This is a genomic window from Nocardioides lianchengensis, assembly GCF_900101465.1.
GTDB lineage: Bacteria > Actinomycetota > Actinomycetes > Propionibacteriales > Nocardioidaceae > Nocardioides > Nocardioides lianchengensis.
In genome coordinates this window covers 127,927-144,923 of the sequence record NZ_FMZM01000007.1, presented here as the reverse complement: position 1 = coordinate 144,923, position 16,997 = coordinate 127,927, and the positions used below count along the sequence as shown (strand labels likewise).

The 16,997-nt window shown below is 74.3% G+C and carries 9 protein-coding genes; 6 read left to right on the top strand and 3 right to left on the bottom strand.

Features of this window, described 5'->3' with window-relative positions:
- Window positions 1-4 precede the first annotated feature (4 nt).
- From BLT76_RS13930 to BLT76_RS13910, 5 genes are all read left to right on the top strand, one after another.
- A complete protein-coding gene (locus tag BLT76_RS13930) occupies window positions 5-949 on the top strand; it encodes a 2-hydroxyacid dehydrogenase (RefSeq protein ID WP_090856993.1) in 945 nt (314 codons plus the stop codon).
- Window positions 946-1,692: a sulfite exporter TauE/SafE family protein gene (locus BLT76_RS13925; protein WP_090856990.1), complete on the top strand. Its 747-nt coding sequence runs from the start codon at window positions 946-948 to the stop codon at window positions 1,690-1,692. The genes BLT76_RS13930 and BLT76_RS13925 overlap by 4 nt, the downstream gene beginning before the upstream one ends.
- A gap of 96 nt (window positions 1,693-1,788) precedes the next feature.
- Complete coding sequence (locus tag BLT76_RS13920; RefSeq protein WP_244509409.1) at window positions 1,789-2,238, top strand: FAD synthase family protein; 450 nt, start codon at window positions 1,789-1,791, stop codon at window positions 2,236-2,238.
- A complete protein-coding gene (locus BLT76_RS13915) occupies window positions 2,235-3,794 on the top strand; it encodes a class I SAM-dependent methyltransferase (protein ID WP_090856984.1) in 1,560 nt (519 codons plus the stop codon). Before BLT76_RS13920 ends, BLT76_RS13915 begins: the two co-directional genes overlap by 4 nt.
- Window positions 3,791-4,033, top strand: a complete 243-nt coding sequence (locus tag BLT76_RS13910; protein WP_244509408.1) for a DUF6752 domain-containing protein — start codon at window positions 3,791-3,793, stop codon at window positions 4,031-4,033. Before BLT76_RS13915 ends, BLT76_RS13910 begins: the two co-directional genes overlap by 4 nt.
- Before the next feature lie 14 nt (window positions 4,034-4,047).
- On the opposite strand, the gene BLT76_RS26175 is transcribed toward BLT76_RS13910, so the two are convergent.
- Window positions 4,048-4,191: a hypothetical protein gene (locus BLT76_RS26175; RefSeq protein ID WP_211752955.1), complete on the bottom strand. Its 144-nt coding sequence runs from the start codon at window positions 4,189-4,191 to the stop codon at window positions 4,048-4,050.
- Between the two features lie 63 nt (window positions 4,192-4,254).
- Here BLT76_RS26175 and BLT76_RS13900 point away from each other — a divergent pair, with 63 nt between their 5' ends.
- Complete coding sequence (locus BLT76_RS13900; RefSeq protein WP_090856977.1) at window positions 4,255-4,449, top strand: hypothetical protein; 195 nt, start codon at window positions 4,255-4,257, stop codon at window positions 4,447-4,449.
- Window positions 4,450-4,553: 104 nt separating this feature from the next.
- On the opposite strand, the gene BLT76_RS13895 is transcribed toward BLT76_RS13900, so the two are convergent.
- Entirely contained in the window at window positions 4,554-6,788 is a 2,235-nt protein-coding gene (locus BLT76_RS13895; protein WP_090856974.1) for an Ig-like domain-containing protein, read from the bottom strand.
- A gap of 64 nt (window positions 6,789-6,852) precedes the next feature.
- On the bottom strand, window positions 6,853-16,914 hold the full coding sequence (locus tag BLT76_RS13890; RefSeq protein WP_139175536.1) for a calcium-binding protein: 10,062 nt from the start codon (window positions 16,912-16,914) through the stop codon (window positions 6,853-6,855).
- Window positions 16,915-16,997: the final 83 nt, after the last annotated feature.

Sequence of the window (16,997 nt, the reverse complement as noted above, 5' to 3'; positions counted from 1 at the left end):
GCTGATGGCGCGCGTCCTGCAGGTCGGCACCCTCAAGCCGGCGCTGGCCGAGCGGCTGCGCACGTCGTACGACGCCCCGGTGCTGCCGGCCGACCCCGCCGCGCGGGCGGACTTCCTGGCCGAGCACGGCCCGGGGGTCGAGGTCGTCGTCACCTCGGGCCGGTACGGCGTCGACCGCGACCTGATGGGCCGGCTCCCCGCGCTGGCGGCGATCGTCGGCTTCGGGGTCGGCTACGACACCACCGACGTGGCGGCGGCCCGCGAGCGCGGGATCGCGATCTCGAACACCCCCGACGTGCTCACCGACTGCGTCGCGGACACCGCCGTCGGCCTGGCCATCGACACCATGCGGCAGCTCTCCGCGGCCGACCGCTTCGTCCGCCGCGGCGCGTGGCCGGCCCGGGGCGACGTCCCGCTCGCCCGGCGGGTCTCCGGGTCCCGGGTCGGCATCCTCGGCCTGGGCCGGATCGGGCAGGCCGTCGCCGTCCGGCTCGAGGCCTTCGGCTGCCCGATCAGCTACCACTCGCGCCGGCCGGTCGCGGGGTCGCCGTACGTCTATGCGGCGAGCGCCGTCGAGCTGGCCGCCTCCGTCGACCTGCTCGTGGTCGCCACCGCGGGCGGCGCGGGCTCGACGCACCTGGTCGACCGGGCGGTCCTGGAGGCCCTCGGCCCGGACGGGTTCCTGGTCAACGTCGCCCGCGGGTCGGTCGTGGACGAGGATGCTCTCGTGGACCTCCTCGTCAGCGGCCGGCTGGCCGGCGCCGGACTCGACGTCTTCGCCCGGGAGCCGCACGTCCCCGAGGCCCTGCTCGGGCTCGACAACGTCGTGCTGCTGCCGCACCTGGCCAGCGGCACGGTCGAGACCCGGGAGGCGATGCTCGAGCTGACGCTGGCCAACCTGGAGCGCTGGCTCGACCACGGCGAGCTGGTCACGCCCGTCCCCGCGTGAGCGCGGGCGAGGCGGCCCTCCTCGTGCTCGCCGGGGTCGGCGCCGGGCTGACCGGATCGATCGCCGGCCTGGCCTCGCTGGTCAGCTACCCGGCCCTGCTCGCCACCGGCCTGTCCCCGCTGGCCGCCAACGTCACCAACACCGTCGCGCTGTTCGGCAACTCGGTCGGCACCACCATCGGGTCGCGACGCGAACTGACCGGCCAGTGGCCGCGGATCCGGACGCTGATGCTCCTGTGCGCGATCGGGGGCGCGCTCGGCGCCGTCCTGCTCCTGGTCACCGACGAGTCGGTCTTCGAGGCGGTGGTCCCGTGGTTGATCGCCCTCGGCTCGGTGCTGCTGCTGGCCCGCGACCGGCTGCGCGCCTGGTCCGCGACCCGTCGTACGACGCCGCCGGCGTGGCGCGGGCGGCTCGTCGTGGTGGGTGTCGGGGTCTACGGCGGCTACTTCGGCGCGGCCTCCGGCATCATCATGCTGGCCGTCCTGGCCCTGCGGACCTCGGAGCCGTTGGCGGTCACCAACGCCGTCAAGAACGTGGCCACCAGCACCGCCAACCTGGTCGCCGCGCTGGCCTACGTCGTGCTCGCCCCGGTGCACTGGCCGTCCGTGGCCGCCCTCGCCGCCGGCGCCCTGGTGGGCGGCTGGATCGGCCCCCAGGTGGTGCGGGTGCTCCCCGAGCGACCGCTGCGGTGGGCCGTGGGCGTCGCCGGCCTCGGACTCGCTGCTGCTCTGCTCGTCGGCTAGATTCGGTGAGTTGGACCCCGGGGGCGCACGCGTCGATGGGACAATGGGGTGAACATTCGGATAAAGTCGAGTGACTTTGTGAGAATTGAGCGGTACGTGAACCAAGCAGGGGGCAGCACCATGGGACCCGTCATCGGCTACGTGCCGGGCGTCTACGACCTCTTCCACGTGGGTCACCTGAACGCACTGCGCCAGGCTCGCGAGATGTGCGACGTGCTCGTCGCCGGCGTGGTGTCCGACGAGGTGTGCGAGGCCGCCAAGGGCCTGCGCCCGTTCGTCCCGCTGTCCGAGCGGCTGGAGATCGTCGAGGCCATCGGCATCGTCGACGCCGTCTACGCCGAGACCACCACCGACAAGAAGGACGCCTGGGAGGAGGTCGGGTTCCACCTGCTCTTCAAGGGCGACGACTGGCGGGGCACGCCGAAGGGCGACGCCCTGGTGACCCGCATGGAGGGCGTCGGGGTCGAGGTCGTGTGGTTCCCTTACACGCTGCAGACCTCCAGCACGGCCCTGCGGTCGGCGATCGGACGGGCCCTCACCGGATGACCGTCACGGTCACCGACGACGGCATCTGGCTCAACCCCCCGCCCACCCACCCGCTCGTCCTCACCCTCGACGGGCGCTACGTCTGGTCGTTCACCCCGCTGCGCGACGGCCGCACGCAGGGCGCCGGCGTCCTGGTGGAGTGGCCCGGAGCCCTCCGGTCCTTCCTGAACGGTCGCAGCACCGTCCGGGTCGGCGCGGTCGGCGACACCGACACCCCCCTCTTCGAGGACGAGGTCGTGCTGGGCACGCCGGTCGACGAGGACGCCCGGGTGCGCGTCGAGGACCGCAACGGCCAGCCGCTGGCCATCGACAAGGTCGGCCACCTGTGCCGAGCCTTCGAGGAGACCGACGAGCAGATCCGCGACGAGATCCTCGTCGGCACCAAGCGGGCGCTCGACGACCTGCGCGAGCACGCCGGCGTCGAGGCCTACCTCAACTACGGCGCCCTGCTCGGCGCCATCCGCGACGGCGCGATGATCGCGCACGACTCCGACACCGACGTCTGCTACCTGTCGCGGCACGGCTCGCCCGCCGACGTGATCCTCGAGTCGTTCCACGTCGAGCGGGTGATGCGCTCGCGCGGCTGGAAGGCCATCCGGATGTCCGGCGGCGACGTGAAGCTGATGCTCCCGCTCTCCGACGGACGCGACTGCCACATCGACATCTTCGTGGCCTTCCGGGTGGGTGACACCTTCTACCAACTCGGCAACCGCAGCGGCTCGCTGCCGACCTCGGCGATCCTGCCGCCGTCGACCATCACGCTGCACGGCGTGGACTTCCCGGCACCGGCCGACCCCGAGGCGATGCTGGCCTTCGTCTACGGCCCGACCTGGCGGGTCCCCGATCCCTCCTTCAAGTACGCCGACCCGCCCGCCGGCATCCGCCGTCTCGACGGGTGGCTGCGCGGGTTCCGCACCCAGGTCAGCGCCTGGACCGAGCAGCACCGCGCCACCCCCACCCCGATCCGGCGCTCCGAGTTCGCCTTCTGGGTGCACCGTCAGCTGCCCGCCGGCGAGGCGATCGTCGACGTCGGCTGCGGCACCGGCCGCGACGCGCTCTGGTACGCCCGCACCGGGCGCCCGGTGAGAGCCGTCGACTTCGCCCGCTCCGCCCGGGGCGTCCTCCTCTCCCGCGCCCGCCGTCTCGAGCTGGAGGTGCCCTTCGACGTGGTGGCGATGGGCGACCTCCGGGCCGTCATGCTGCTCGGCGCCGAGCTCGCCCGGTCGCCCCACCACGTGTACGCCCGCCACCTCGTCGAGACCCTCGACGCCGCCGAGCGGGCCAACCTGTGGCGGCTGTGCCGGATGTCCGGCCGGTCCAGCTTCCTGGAGGTCTCGATCTCCGGACCCGAGCTGCCCGATACCGTCGGCCCCGGCGAGCGCGTCGACTTCGACGCCCTCGTGGCCGAGATCGAGGCCGCGGGCGGTGTCGTGGAGCACCAGGAGATCGGGCCCAGCAGCGACCTGGTCGGACAGCCCGACCCGGCCGTCGCCCGGCTCCGCCTGACCTGGCCCCGCCGCCGCCCGACCCCGTCCCAGCAGAGGAGCGTCGCATGAGCGTCCTGCAGTCCCGGTTCCGCATCGTCCGCGACCGCTGGGAGCGGCGGAACCCCCGCTCCTCCAGCATCCGCGCCCGGCTCGCCGCCCTCGAGGAGGAGGCCCAGGAGAACCGGCAGCTCAACCGCCGGATCGCCGAGCTCACCGATGTGGTCACCGAGCTGCTGATCCCGCTCTCCGAACGGGACGAGGAGCGGGTCGCCGAGGTGCTGAAGGCCTACCGCGCCGGGCAGATCTAGTGTCCTAGCGATCGTCAGGCGGTGGCGACCGCCTGGAGGCGGTCCACGCCCACATCGAGGCGACCGTCGCCGAGCTGACCGCCCGTCTGAAGGGCGCCGAGCTGCTCCGGGCCATCGGCGCCGACATCGGTGCCGACCTGTGCCGGCCCGGCTTCCACGGCTGCGCGTTCATCCGGGCGGCCGCGGAGACCAGCGACCCCGAGAGCCCGGTCGCCCGGGCCGTGCTCGACCACCGCACCTGGTACCAGGACGTGATCCGGGACGGGTTCGTGCAGGCCGGTCACGCCCGGCCGGACGACGCCGCCCGCCGCTACGTCATGCTCCGCGACGGCGCGATGATCGCCGGCATGCTGGGCGACGTCACCACCGCGCAGCGGACCTTCGCCGCCGGGCTCGACGACCTGCTCGGGAACTGAGCCCACCCGTCCGAGAGACGCCACAGCGCCCCCGGTCCTCGAGGGACCGGGGGCGCTGAGTGGGAGAGGGATCGGCGCAGAGACGCCTCACCCATCCGCCGGAATCACTTCACGCGGACCGTGTTCGTCTGCGCCGCGAAGGTCGTGCCGGTAGCCGCGACGACCGCGACGTACGTGGTCTTCTTGCGCTTGCCGTTGCGGTCGCGGACGGCCAGGTCGACCGTCCCCTTCCCGCTCAGCACGCCGCGAGCCACCGCGATCCGCTTGCTGCCCTGGACCCGGTAGAGCACGACCCGGGCCTTCGCCGCGGTGCGCGGCGCGGTGACCGTGACCTGGTCCTTGCGGGAGGCGGCCTTGCTGCCGCGGAGGGTGGCGCTGACGCGGTGGCCGAAGGACGCGCCGCCCGTGAGGGTCCGGCTGCGGAAGCCGTCGGAGACCGTCGCGGTCACCTGGGCGCGGCCGGCGGCCGAGCCGACGAAGGTGTACGCCGCCTCGCCGCGGGCGTTGGTGGAGACGACGGCGCGGGGCTCGCTGGTCCCGCCGTCCGGGCCGAGCCGGAAGAACTGGACCTGGTAGCCGGGGACCGGGTTGCCGCGCTGGTCGGTGACCCGGACGGTCTGCCGGACGGCCGTGCCGATCGGGACCATGCCGGTGGCCGACGACTGCAGCGCGAAGCGGCTCCGGCCGAAGTCGAGCTCGTAGAACCGCGCGGTGGCCGTGCCGACCGCCGCAGCGGTGTCCGCGGCGGTGCCGCCGAGCGTGTCGGTGTAGGTGAGGGTCGGCGCGTCGTTCCAGGTGCCGGTCAGCTCGATGTCGGCGTTCTCGAAGGAGACGACCCAGATGTCACCGGCCTGGTCGAAGTCCGAGACCATGAAGTCGTCGCTGTAGTCCCAGTCGTCGAGGTTCCCGGCGTAGGACAGGTCGATCGGCTCGCCGCCGACCGGGTTGCCGAACTGGTCCTGGGCGTAGACCTCGTAGTAGGTCCGGGTGCCGGCCTGGGCCGGGGCCACCGGCCCGTCCTGCTCGCCCTTCGGCGAGAGGACCAGGGCGACGCGGCCGTTCAGGGGCGCGGCGGTGTCCCAGTCGGCGGTCGCGGTCGCGCCGGTCTTGTCGGCCGCGGCCGAGACGGTGGCGGCGAGCTTCCCGTCCTTGTCGAACGCCTTGTCCCGCGCGATCGCCACGTCGTACGACGAGGTGCCGTCGGCCGCGGTCACCAGCTCGACCTTCTTGCCCAGGTCGGTCCAGGTGCCGGCGGGGGCGCCCACCTCGGTCGGGAGCGTCACCTCGCCGTCGGTGAAGAAGCCGTGGTCGACACCGAGCGCGAGGACCTGGCCCTCGACGGGGTCGGGGTCGGCGTCGGCGTCACCCTGGACGCCCTCGACGTCGGGGTCGACGTCGAAGCTGTCGTCGGGGGCGAGCACGGTCACGGTGCTGCCCAGGACCTCGCCCGGCTTGCCGTCACCGGGGTCGCCCATCGTGACCGTGCTGTCCACCGGCGGGACCAGGCTCACCAGGTCGAGGGCGAGGGTCGTGTCCGCGGCGGGGTCGTCGAGGTCGACGTCCTCGACGGTGGTCGCGGCGAGGACGCCGCCGAGCTCGGTGCCCTGGCCGGCCTCCTCCGGGTCGCTCACGACGACGGAGATCGCCCCGGCGGCGGCGGTCGTCAGCTGGCGGGTCGTCTCGAGGGGCGCACCCGCCACGGCCGGCACGAAGCCGGCGTCGGCGCGGGGGTCGGTGCCCGCGGCGCCGCGAGTGAGCTCCAGGTCGACGACCCGGCCGACCAGGCCGGTGCCGTCCTCGAGCGCCAGCGCGCCGGTGACCGTGACGTCGTCGCCGGCCGGAGCCCGCAGCGACTCGCCGGCGCCCAGGGTGAGCGCGGCCTGACCGGCCTTGACCGTCAGCAGCACCTTCTCGGCGATCGCGCCCGTGCCCGTCCCGGTGGCGCCGAGGCCCGCCGTGAGGACGTAGGTGCCGGACGGCTGACCGGCCGGCAGCGGGACGGTGAAGGCGCCGGTGACGTCGTCCGTGACGGTGTCGAAGCCGGTGGCCGGCAGGGTGATCGCCGGCACGGTCTTGTCGAACGGGGTCACCTTCCACCGGTAGCGGAGGTCCTGGGTGTCGTCGGCGTCGACCGGACCCGCGACGGAGTCGCGGAGCTGGACGGTGACGTCCCCGGCGTCGTACTCGTCGAGGTCGAAGACCAGGCCGTCGGCCGAGGCCGCGACGAGGGATCGGACGCTCGCCGCCGAGGCGGGCGAGCAGAGGGCGGACGCGGTCGAGGCCGCCAGAACGGCGGCGACGGCGAGGGACGTGCCGCGCAGGGTTCGGCTGAGCTTCATGAGGTTCTCTCCGGGGTGCAGTGGTGGATCGGTGTCGGGTGGGTCAGGACGGGTGGGACGGGGGTCATCGGACCTCGCAGACGAGGTTCCGAGCCCCGGGATAGGTACGACGACGTTCGTCGCCCGGGATCGCCAGCTCGGCCGGTCCGACCGAGCCGTTGGCGGCGGCGAGCAGACGGAGCGTCGCCACCATCGAGGTGGTGACGGTGGCGCGGGCCTTGCCCGCCCCGCTGCCCTGGACGCAGACCTTCTGGTAGTTGGTCTTGGCCTGCCAGTCGATGAGCCGGTCGCCCTGGATGACCCGGGTGGTGCCCGAGTCGCCCTGGTCGGCCTGCATCGCGTCCGCGCCGGCGCCGCCGTAGAGCACGTCGCGGCCGTTGAGCGTCTTGCGAACGCCGTCGGTGTCCACGGTCGGGGCCACGAGCCGCCACAGCTTGGTGTCGGTCCCCCGCCGCTTCAGGTCGAGGGCGTCGTCGCCCGCGCCACCGAAGATCCGGTCGTGGCCGACGCCGCCCCAGAGGGCGTCGCTGCCGTCGCCGCCGAAGACCACGTCGTCGCCGTCGCCGGCGTTGACCAGGTCGCGGCCGGCCCCGGCGTGCACCGAGTCCGCCCCCGTCCCGCCGAGCAGCAGGTCGTCGCCGCCCGTCGTCGACTGGGTCAGGGTCACGACCCGGACCAGCGTGCCGCGCGGGCGGAGCAGCTCGCGGAGGAACCGGGAGCTGTCCGTGACGGTGCGGTCGATCTCGCCGAGGGCCGCCGCGGGCGTCGGGACGCTGACGCCCTGGTCGCCGACGAGCGCGTCGTCGCCCGCGCCGCCGTCCAGGATGTCGCCCCGGACGCGCTCGCCACCGTAGGAGAGCTGGTTCCGCGTGGACAGGGTCGAGTCGAGCTGGCCGTAGAGGTCGTCGTCGCCGGCGCCGCCGAACAGCTGGTCGCTGCCTGCCCAGGCACCCGGACGCTCGTCGGCCATCGCGACCTGACGCACGACCTGCGGTCCGGAGGCGCCGCCGAGCAGCGTCCGGTTCGGGCCGTGGCGGGTGATCCGACCGCTGTCGCCCAGGAGGACGTCCCGGGCGTTGCCGCCGTCGAGCCGGTCGTTGCCGTCCACGAGGCCGGCGGCCGACGGGTCGGTGGCCTTGGTCGGCGCGGTGAGCAGGCGGTCGACGACCACGCCCTGGGCGACCGAGATGACCACGCCCTGGCTGGAGCCGCCGCCGACGAGGTCGTCCTCGCCGTCGCCGCCGCCGAGGCTGTCGTCGCCGACGTTGCCCTCCAGGTAGTCGTCGCCCGCGCCGCCGGACATCGCGTCGTTGCCGGCCTGACCGAACATCAGGTCGCGTCCGGCGTCGCCGGACAGGGTGTCCGCCGCACCCACCGAGGCCGGCACGGCCGTGGGCCGGGCGGCCGTCACGACGTCGTCGAGCCGGATGGTGCGCAGGGTGGTGCCGTCGGCACGGGTCGACCGGACGTCGGACGGCCGCGTGAGCAGTCCGTTGTCGCCGATGACCACGTCGTCGTCCGCACCGCCGGAGATCCGGTCGCTGCCGTCGAGCAGGCGCGGGGCCGAGGCCGGGACGGCCTCGGCGGCACGCGCCAGCCGCAGGCCGGTGACCCCGAGGGGCAGGCCGTCCGCGGTCGAGGAGCCGCCGACGAGGTCGTCGTCGTCCGCGCCGCCGCGCAGGTCGTCGGCCCCGTCGTTGCCCTCGACGTAGTCGTCGCCGGCGTCACCGTCGATGGTGTCGGCACCGGCCTGGCCGAAGACCAGGTCGCGCTTGCCACCACCGCTGATGACGTCGCCCGCGCCGATGGTCGCCGGCCCGGAGGCCACGGTCGCCACGTTGTCGAGGCGCAGGGTGTACGCCGTCCGCACCCCGGCCACGGCGAGCGCCGGGACCCGGATCGGGAGGGCGTTGTCGCCGGCGACCAGGTCGGCGCCGTCGATCGCGTCCGGGCCGCCGTCGCCGAACAGCCGGTCGCCGGCGTCGGGCACGCTGGCCCCGCTGCGCTCCACCGTGTACGGCGTCCGCTGCGCGGTCGGGTCGAAGGTCGAGCCGCCGACCACGACGTCGTCGCCGTCGTCGCCGTAGCCCTGGTCCGCACCGGGGCCGCCCTCGACGAGGTCGCTGTCCGGGCCGCCGCGGACGAGGTCGTCGCCGGGCGAGCCCAGCACGACGTCGCAGCCGAAGCCGCCGTACAGCTCGTCGTAGGCGAGCGGGGTCCCGGGCGAGGCCACCGGCGTGCCCGCCACGCCGTCGTCCGCGACGACGGTGAGGTAGCGGGTCGTCGGCGCGTCACCGCAGGTCAGCGCGCTGGACTCGAACACCAGGCTGGGGTCGTCGCCGCGCACGGCGTCGGGCACGATCTCCGCGTCCGCCCAGGACGTGGCGCCGCTGGCGGCGACGATGTCCTCGGAGACGAGGATGCCGTTCTCCGCGACCAGGACGTCCTCGTCGCGGCCGCCCAGGAGCACGTCCTGGCCGTCGCGGGCGCCCGGGGTCTCGGACCCGCCGACCAGGTCGTCGGCGCCCTCGTTGCCGCGCAGCCGGTCGTCGCCGTTGCCGCCGACGAGGTGGTCGTCGCCGATCCCGCCGACGAGCACGTCGTGGTGGGGTCCGCCGAGCAGGACGTCGGTGCCCGCGTCGCCGAGGACCAGGTCGTTGCCGTCCCCGCCGTCGGCGAGGTCGACGCCGTCGCCCGCACCGAGGTAGTCGGAGCCGGTGCCGCCGCGCAGCTCGTCGTCGCCGTCGCCGGCCAGGACGCAGTCGCCATCCTCGTTCGCGCCGGTGTCGAGCATCGAGGGCAGCGGGATCGAGCCCGTGTCGTCGCGGTCCGAGCCGACGACGCCGTCGCGGTCCAGGTCGACCCGGCCGCCGACGACGACGATGTCGCCGTTGAGCAGGCCGTTGAGGGTGGCCCCGGTCGCCGGGTCCCGGAGCACGCCGTCGACGACGTCCATGCCCGCGAGCTGGCCGGTGTCGGCCGCGATGCCGTTGACCGCGTCGGCCGGGCCGGCGAGCAGGTCGCCGTTCAGGTCGATGCGTCCGGCCACGACGCGCGTCGCCGGGTTGCAGTCGAGCAGGCGCTCGCTGACCGGGGGCGCGGCCCCGCCGACGGCCGCGGTGTCGCGGCCCTCGCCGTACGTCGCGTCGTCGCCGGCGCCGCCGACCACGAGGTCGGCGCCGTTGCCGCCGGCGAGCACGTCGGTGCCCGGCCCGCCCGCGAGGTAGTCGTCGCCCTGGCCACGACCGGTCCCGCGCAGGGACCCGTCGAGCCAGCGGCCGTTGCCGGCCCGGTAGAGGTCGACGTCGTCACCGAAGACGACGTCGTCGCCCAGGCCCGCGTCGACCCGGTCGTCGCCGGTGCCGCCGCGGATGACGTCGGAGTCGACCGCGGGGTCGGAGCCGTCCGACCCGCCGGCACCGTCGCCGGAGATCGAGTCGTTGCCGGCGCGCCCGCAGATCTCGTCGGGTCCCGCACCGCCGTCGAGGCTGTCCGGCCCGTTGCCGCCCACGACCACGTCGGCCTCGGGGCCGCCGGTGACGTAGTCGGCGCTGCCCGCGCCGGTCTCGGGCGTGCCGGACGTGCAGAGGGTGTCGAGCTCCTGGGCGGTGGGCACGGTCGCCGTGTCCACCGGCACCGACTCGGTCGTGAACTCGTTCGGGTCGTCGTCGGTGGCGCCCTGCCTCAGCACGCTCACCGAACGGCTGCCGGTGCGGAACACCGAGCCGATGGCCGGGTTGCTGAGCGAGGGGGCGTCGCCACCCACGACCAGGTCCGAGCCGTCGCCGCCGTCGACCGAGTCCGCACCCGCGCCGCCGACGATGATGTCGCCGCTGTCGAAGCCGAGCCGCACCTGGTCGGCCACCACGCCGGCTGCCGAGCCGCGGGGGCGCACCAGGAGGGCACGGACGTCGCGTCCGGGGCCGCCGACCAGGTTGTCCTCGCCGTTCTCGCCGAGGAGCCGGTCCGCACCGGCGCCACCGGAGATCCGGTCGTTGCCGGAGCCGCCGCTGAGGTCGTCACGTCCGGCGCCGCCGTCCATGACGTCGTCGCCGGTGCCACCGGTGGCGCGGTCGTCGCCGAGGCCCAGCGAGATGCTGTCGTTGCCCGGGCCGCCGTCGACGCCGGTGTCGTCGGCGTCGCCGGTCTCGAGGACGTCGTTGCCGGGACCGCCGGTCAGCGCGGTGACCCGGGTGTCGAACGGCGTCTGCTGGAGCTTCACGCCACCGGCACCGTCGTCCGCGAAGTCCTCGCCGGCCAGGAAGGAGAGGGTGTCGTCGCCCGCGCCGCCGTCGGCCACGAAGGTCGGGCGCGTCGAGGAGGTCACGGTGCGCAGGACGTCCTGGCCCGGCAGGTTGACGCCGGACTGGAAGATCCGGACGGTCCAGGAGCCCCCGGAGCGCGTCACCGTGACGTTCTGGACCCGGCCGAAGCCGGAGACCTCGTACGTCGTCACGCCGGCGCGGTCGTACTGCCGGACCTCGTACTCGTCGACCCCGTCGGTGCCGCCGGGCATCCGTTCGCCGCTGCGCCCACCGCTGGTGAGCCTCAGCTCCGAGCCGTCACCGCTCGCCGTGACGAGGGTCGGCACCGCGTCGGGGCAGCCGTACTTGAAGAGCTCGTACGGGCCGAGGCGGAGCAGGTCGAACTCGTACTCGAGCGAGGTGAAGAGCAGCTCGATCTCCACGAAGATCGAGATGAAGGCCTCGATCGTGGCGCTGGCGTCGAAGATGCACGACGCGTTGCCGTTGAAGATCTGCCGGATCTCGGCCGTACGGATCCGTCCGTCGTCGTTCGGGTCGTTCAGGTCGAGGTTGACCGTCAGGGTGATGCCGCCCTTGAGACCCGCCGACACGATGCCGATCGACACGCTCGCGCCGGCCTCGATCGTGGTCACGAGCTTGACCTCGGGCACGTCCTCGCCGTCGGAGTCCAGGTCGTCGAGGTAGAAGCCCTCGCGGATCACGTCGCCGCCGTCGAACTTGTCGTACTTCGCGACCAGGGCGTCGACGTCACCGGGCGCGACCGACTCGGCGGCCAGCGTCTGCGGGAGGGAGTCGAAGCCCATCGCGAGCCGGCCCTCGATGGAGATGGAGCCGCCGACGAACGGGACGATCGGCACGGGGCCGGCCATGATCGGGCCGAACTTGCGGCTGTAGGAGACCGAGGCGGCGAGCTTGCCCAGGTCGAGGCGGAAGTACGACGCCTCGCCCTCGCCGGTCAGCAGGTCGAGCACCTGGTCGGTGTCGGCCAGGAACGGCAGCGAGAAGCCCGGCAGCTGCGCGGTGACCTCGCCGGTCCGCTCGTCGACCGTCTTCTTGGCGTTGCGGTCGCCGGTGCGCTTCTCGGCGGTCGACTGACCGGCCACGCCGCCCTTGCCGTCGTCCTCCTCCTCGTCCTCGCACGGCTGCGGGGCGCTCGCCTTGCCGCCGGCGGGGCGGACGGTCTGCGTGCAGCTCTCCAGGAGCGAGACGTCGCCGGGCTCGATCGTGAGCAGCGCGCCGACGTCGGCGAGCTCCTCGAGCGGGACCTTGCCCTTGGCGAGCGCCTTCGCGGCCGTGACCATGTCGGTCACGCCGCCGGTCAGGCCGATGACCCGGTGGGCCAGCTCGAGCTGGGGCTTCCGCGTCGCCTTGGCCGCGGTCTCCAGCAGGCTCAGCAGCGAGACCTCGTCGCCACCGGCGAGCTCGGACAGGTCCGAGATCACGGGGATCGGGCTCCGCATCACGTCGACGACGTCGCGGACGGGGGCCAGGTAGGGGTCCAGGACCGCGAACGGCGTCGCCAAGCCGGCGATGACGTCACCGACGTCGAGGGTGACCTCGTCGTACGTGACCTCGCCGAAGCCCTCGTCGGCCGTCCAGGGGAGCCCGAGGGTGCCCTCGAGGCCCAGGAGGCCGGGCTGGTCCAGGGTCGCGAAGCCGAGGGTCAGGCCCTCCTCCGGGCCGTCGGCGGTGTCGGTAAACGACGGGCGCGCCTTCAGCTCGCCGTCGTAGAGATCGAACAGGTCGTAGGCCCCCGGCTCGGGAGCGATCCGGATGACGGTGTCGACGGACTTGTCGGCCGCGTCCTGCGCGTCCAGGTGGGCGGGCAGGTAGCCGACGATGGCGTCGATGCCGTCCTCGGGGAGGCGGGCGCTGACGTGGGTCTCGAGGGCCTCGTCCGCACCGACGACGACCTGCGGGCCGACGCCGCGCACGAGGCGCAGCGTGACCGGGAGCGACCACGTGGTCGTGGTCTCGACCATCTTGTCCGAGCGGACCTCGAGCCCGGCGAGACCGGTCTCGAAGGCCACCTCGCCCTCGGCCTCGACGCCGTCGAGCAGGAAGGAGACCTCGACGCTCTTCCAGCCGGTGCTGCTGTCGGTCGTGCACGCGGCCGGGTCCGGGTCCTGGGGGTCGACGCTCGGGCACGGGCTGCACGCGCCGGCGAGACCGCCGCAGGTGACCTCGACGGCCACGTCGCGCGCGGCGACGGGGGCGATGCCCTCGGTCGACCCGACCGCGGCGGAGACGGCGTCGTCGAGCGCGCCCTTCAGCGCGGCGGCGTCCGCGGCCTCCGCGACGGCGGGCGCCGCGAGCTCGGTCCGCAGGGCGGAGGTGAGCGAGGTCAGGGTGTCGGGGACGCCGGCGCCGGCGTCCAGGTCGGTGCCGATGAGCGGCGCCGACACGGGGACCCTCGTCTGCGGGTCCAGGTTGCGCGGGGCCGCGCCGTCCTGCGCGGAGCCGATCGCGGCCGCGAGGCCGTCGAGGCCCTCGGCCAGGAAGCCGACCTGCATCGGGTCGGGGGCGGGCTGGGCGGTGCCCTCGCCGCCGGAGGTGTCGGTGGCGTCGGCGTCGTACGAGATCAGGTCGCCGGGGCCGACGACGAGGCGGGCCTCGGCGGCCCGGCCCGAGGAGCGGGCGTTGGTGCGGGTGGTCCGCAGCAGGCCGTCACCGTCGGCGACGTACGTCGTGCTCACGTCGACGCCGAGGTCGACCGAGCTGTCCTGGACCGGGTTGACGCTGGTGTCCTTGCCGAGGACCTCGAGCGCGCTGACACCGGCCTGGAGCGGGTGCTCGGCCAGCTGGGGGCCGGTGCGCCCGACCACGGCGCTCGAGGAGGTGCCGGTGGGCGCGGTGACGGCGGCGCGCGCCGTGGCGCGGTCGACGGCCAGCGCGAGCGTCGTCGACGACTCGACGGCGACCGGGACGGTCCGCTGCTCGTCCTCGACCCGGCCGCTCATGACCTGGCCGCGGCCGGGCTGGCTCGGCGAGCCGGCGTCGTCGAAGCGGAGGGCGGCCCGCAGCACGGTGCTCTCGGGGGCCTGGACGCTCAGCTCGACGGCCAGCGCCTGGGCACCGAGATCGAAGTCGATCGTGGGCTGGTGACCGCTGTCGGCCGCGAAGAGCGTGTCGACGGCGGCGGAGAGCTCCTGGACGCTCGAGACCGACGGCAGGGTGGCACCGCCGGTGCCGCCCTCGTCGGCCGCCGCGGCCTGGGTCAGGCCGCCGATGCCGGCACGCAGCGTGTCGCGCTCGACGGCCAGCTGGGCGGGCTTGAGGTCCACCAGCGGGAGCGTGGAGGCGTACTGGTCGGCCGGCTGGTCGTCGGCGCCGGTCAGGTTGTCGCCCGCGAGCTGGTCGAACTTCGAGAGCGTGGAGGCCAGGCCCTCGATGACGGAGTCCCGCATGACGTAGGGGTTGCCGAGGACGATCGCGTCGACGGTCGCCCCGTCGGCCCAGGCGGCCCGGCCGCTGGGCGCGAGCTCGCCGCAGGTGAGCGAGTCCGCGTCGAGGATCGTGACGTTCTGGCAGGCGACGCCGTCGCCGACGAGTCGCCGGGCGACGCCGACCGGGTCGGGGCTGGCGCCCACGCGGAGCGCGTCGTACAGGGTCTGGCCCTGCGGGAGCGAGGTGACGTCGACGGTCACGGACTCGACGCCGTCGGTGGTGGTCACCCGGGCCGTGCCGCGCAGGAAGGCGGCCGGGACCGGGTCGAAGACCCGGAGGCGCTCGTAGCCGGCGTCCACGGTGACGGAGGGCACGGAGCGTGCACTCCAGGAGACCTTCGCGGTGCCGCTGGCGGGGTCGGCCGCGGTGCCCACGGCGTGGGCGCCGCCGGGCAGGGGGCGCTCGGTCGCCGTGAAGGCGATGGACCCGGTCACGGCGGAGGTCAGCGAGAGCTGGTCGGTGTCGACGGTGCCGTCCTCGCTGACGAGGTCGGTGAGGGGAAGCGGGTCGGTGACGGACTGACCGGCCCGGACGACGCGCTCCAGCTCGACGGCGTTCGCGGAGCCGGCGGTGCCCAGGCTCAGCTCCTCGAGGTCGGTGGTCACGCCCAGGAAGCCGATCCGCGCCGGCAGACCCGTGACGGTCGACGGAGCCGAGGCGCTGAGCCCCTCGACGACGAGGAGGGAGCCGTCGCGCGGCAGCAGGACCGTCTCGCGGGACTCGCCCTCGCCGAGCGGGCCGGTCTGGATGCCGAAGCCCACGTCGAAGCTCGCCCCGGTGGCCGTCGCCGGCGCGGTCGCGGGGTTCTCCGGGTCCTCGGAGCGCAGCCCGGTGAGGCCGACCAGGGTGCCCAGCGTGCTCGGGTTGCCCAGCTCCAGCGACTCGGTGTTCTCCGCGCGGACGATCGAGACGTCGACGTCGAGCCGGTCCGCGGTGAGGGTGGCCTTCGCGCTGGAGCCCTCGATCTCGTCGATCCGGCTGACGACGTCCTGGACCGTGCGCGGAACCGTCCGGCCGGCCAGCGGCTCGCCGTCGGCGGTGAAGGAGACCTCGAGGTCGGGCTCGCCGTCGCCGTTCTCGACCACGACGAAGTCGCTCGGGGACTCGCCGAGCGCCGCGTCGGGAGCACTGGCGATGGTGCCGCCGTCGTTCAGCTTCCAGGTGATGCCGGTGGGCTCGCCGAGGCCGTCGGCCGTCGTCGCCTGGCAGTACGTCGTGTCGCCCGGAGCCGCCACGCCACCCGGCGGGGACTGCGGTGCCACGCCGCACTGGACCTGCGCCGCGGCGGAGGTCGCGACCATGTCGAGCAGGTCGTCGCCGGGGGCGAACAGGTCCGTCGTACCGCCCTGGAGGTTGGGGAAGTCGACGTCGGCGGCGTCCTGGAGGGACAGCACCGTGCCGGTGTACTGCGCGAGCGAGGTCATGCCGTCGACCATCGAGAGGCTCGTGGCCCGGGCCAGCGCGGTGCCGTAGTCGCGGACCGCGTCGCCCGCCTTCGGCCACACCACGCCGGACGGGACGCCGTCCAGGCCCAGGGTGCCGGTGCGCTCGTCGTCCGCGCCCCCGGCGAGGGAGTCGGGGAGCGCCAGGCCGAGCTCGATGTCCAGGTCGTCGGTGCCGGTGACGATGCGGAAGAGGTCGGGCAGCGTCGAGTACCGCAGGTCCTCGATGGTGAGCAGGCTGCGACCGTCGGGGTCGCGCATGGTGATCCGCTGGTCGCGCTCGATCCGGTAGTGGCCGTCGGTCACGTCGAGCCGGGTGAAGCCCTGGCGCGCGTCGAGGCCGTGGATGTCGTCGGTGTCGACCGTGATCGACAGGTCCATGACGGGCTGGCTGACCAGGGCGGTGCGCAGCAGCGGGTCCTGCTGGTCGGGGTCGATGCTCACGACGAAGGGGTGCGCGTCGTCGGTGATCAGCGAGACCTCGACCTCGCCGCCGGCGCCCTGCCCGCCGACCCGGAGGTCGCCGTCGTCGTAGGCCAGGTCGAGGTCCGTGGTGACGGTCCGGTCGTAGGTGAACGAGATCGAGCGCGCGGTGCTCCCGGGGCCGACGTCGACGCCGTCGATCGAGTCGAGCGCCGCCGCAAGGTTGGTCCCACCGTTCTCCAGCGCCCGCTCGACGCCCTTCGCCAGGTTGGCGTCCAGGTCGAGCAGCTCCGCCACGGAGGTCGGGGCGAACGGCAGCGCCGTCGCGAGCTCGGGCGTCTGGCCGACGGCCGAGATGGCGCCGGCGATCGCCAGCACGCCGGTCCGCATCGCGGAGCCGTCGGCCTGTGGCGCGGGGGCCGCGGCGGCCGGGGACGTCACGGGGACGCAGACGACGCCGAGAAGCGTCAGGGCCGTGACAGGAACGGCGAGACGACGGCGACGACGGACGCCGGTAGGCGAGGTCGAGGCGCGCGGGGAGAAGGACATGCGGGACCCTTCGAGGACCGGACGGACAGGATGGGGCGGGCCGAACGGCCAGGCGGTACGACACCATGCATCGGCACCCGCCC

Excerpts from the sequence above, each read along its gene's own strand:
- BLT76_RS13930 (WP_090856993.1), top strand. The coding sequence starts at position 5 with ATGGCGCGCGTCCTGCAGGTCGGCACCCTCAAGCCGGCGCTGGCCGAG.
- BLT76_RS13915 (WP_090856984.1), top strand. The coding sequence starts at position 2,235 with ATGACCGTCACGGTCACCGACGACGGCATCTGGCTCAACCCCCCGCCC.
- BLT76_RS13910 (WP_244509408.1), top strand. The coding sequence starts at position 3,791 with ATGAGCGTCCTGCAGTCCCGGTTCCGCATCGTCCGCGACCGCTGGGAG.
- BLT76_RS13895 (WP_090856974.1), bottom strand. The coding sequence starts at position 6,788 with ATGAAGCTCAGCCGAACCCTGCGCGGCACGTCCCTCGCCGTCGCCGCC.
- BLT76_RS13890 (WP_139175536.1), bottom strand. The coding sequence starts at position 16,914 with ATGTCCTTCTCCCCGCGCGCCTCGACCTCGCCTACCGGCGTCCGTCGT.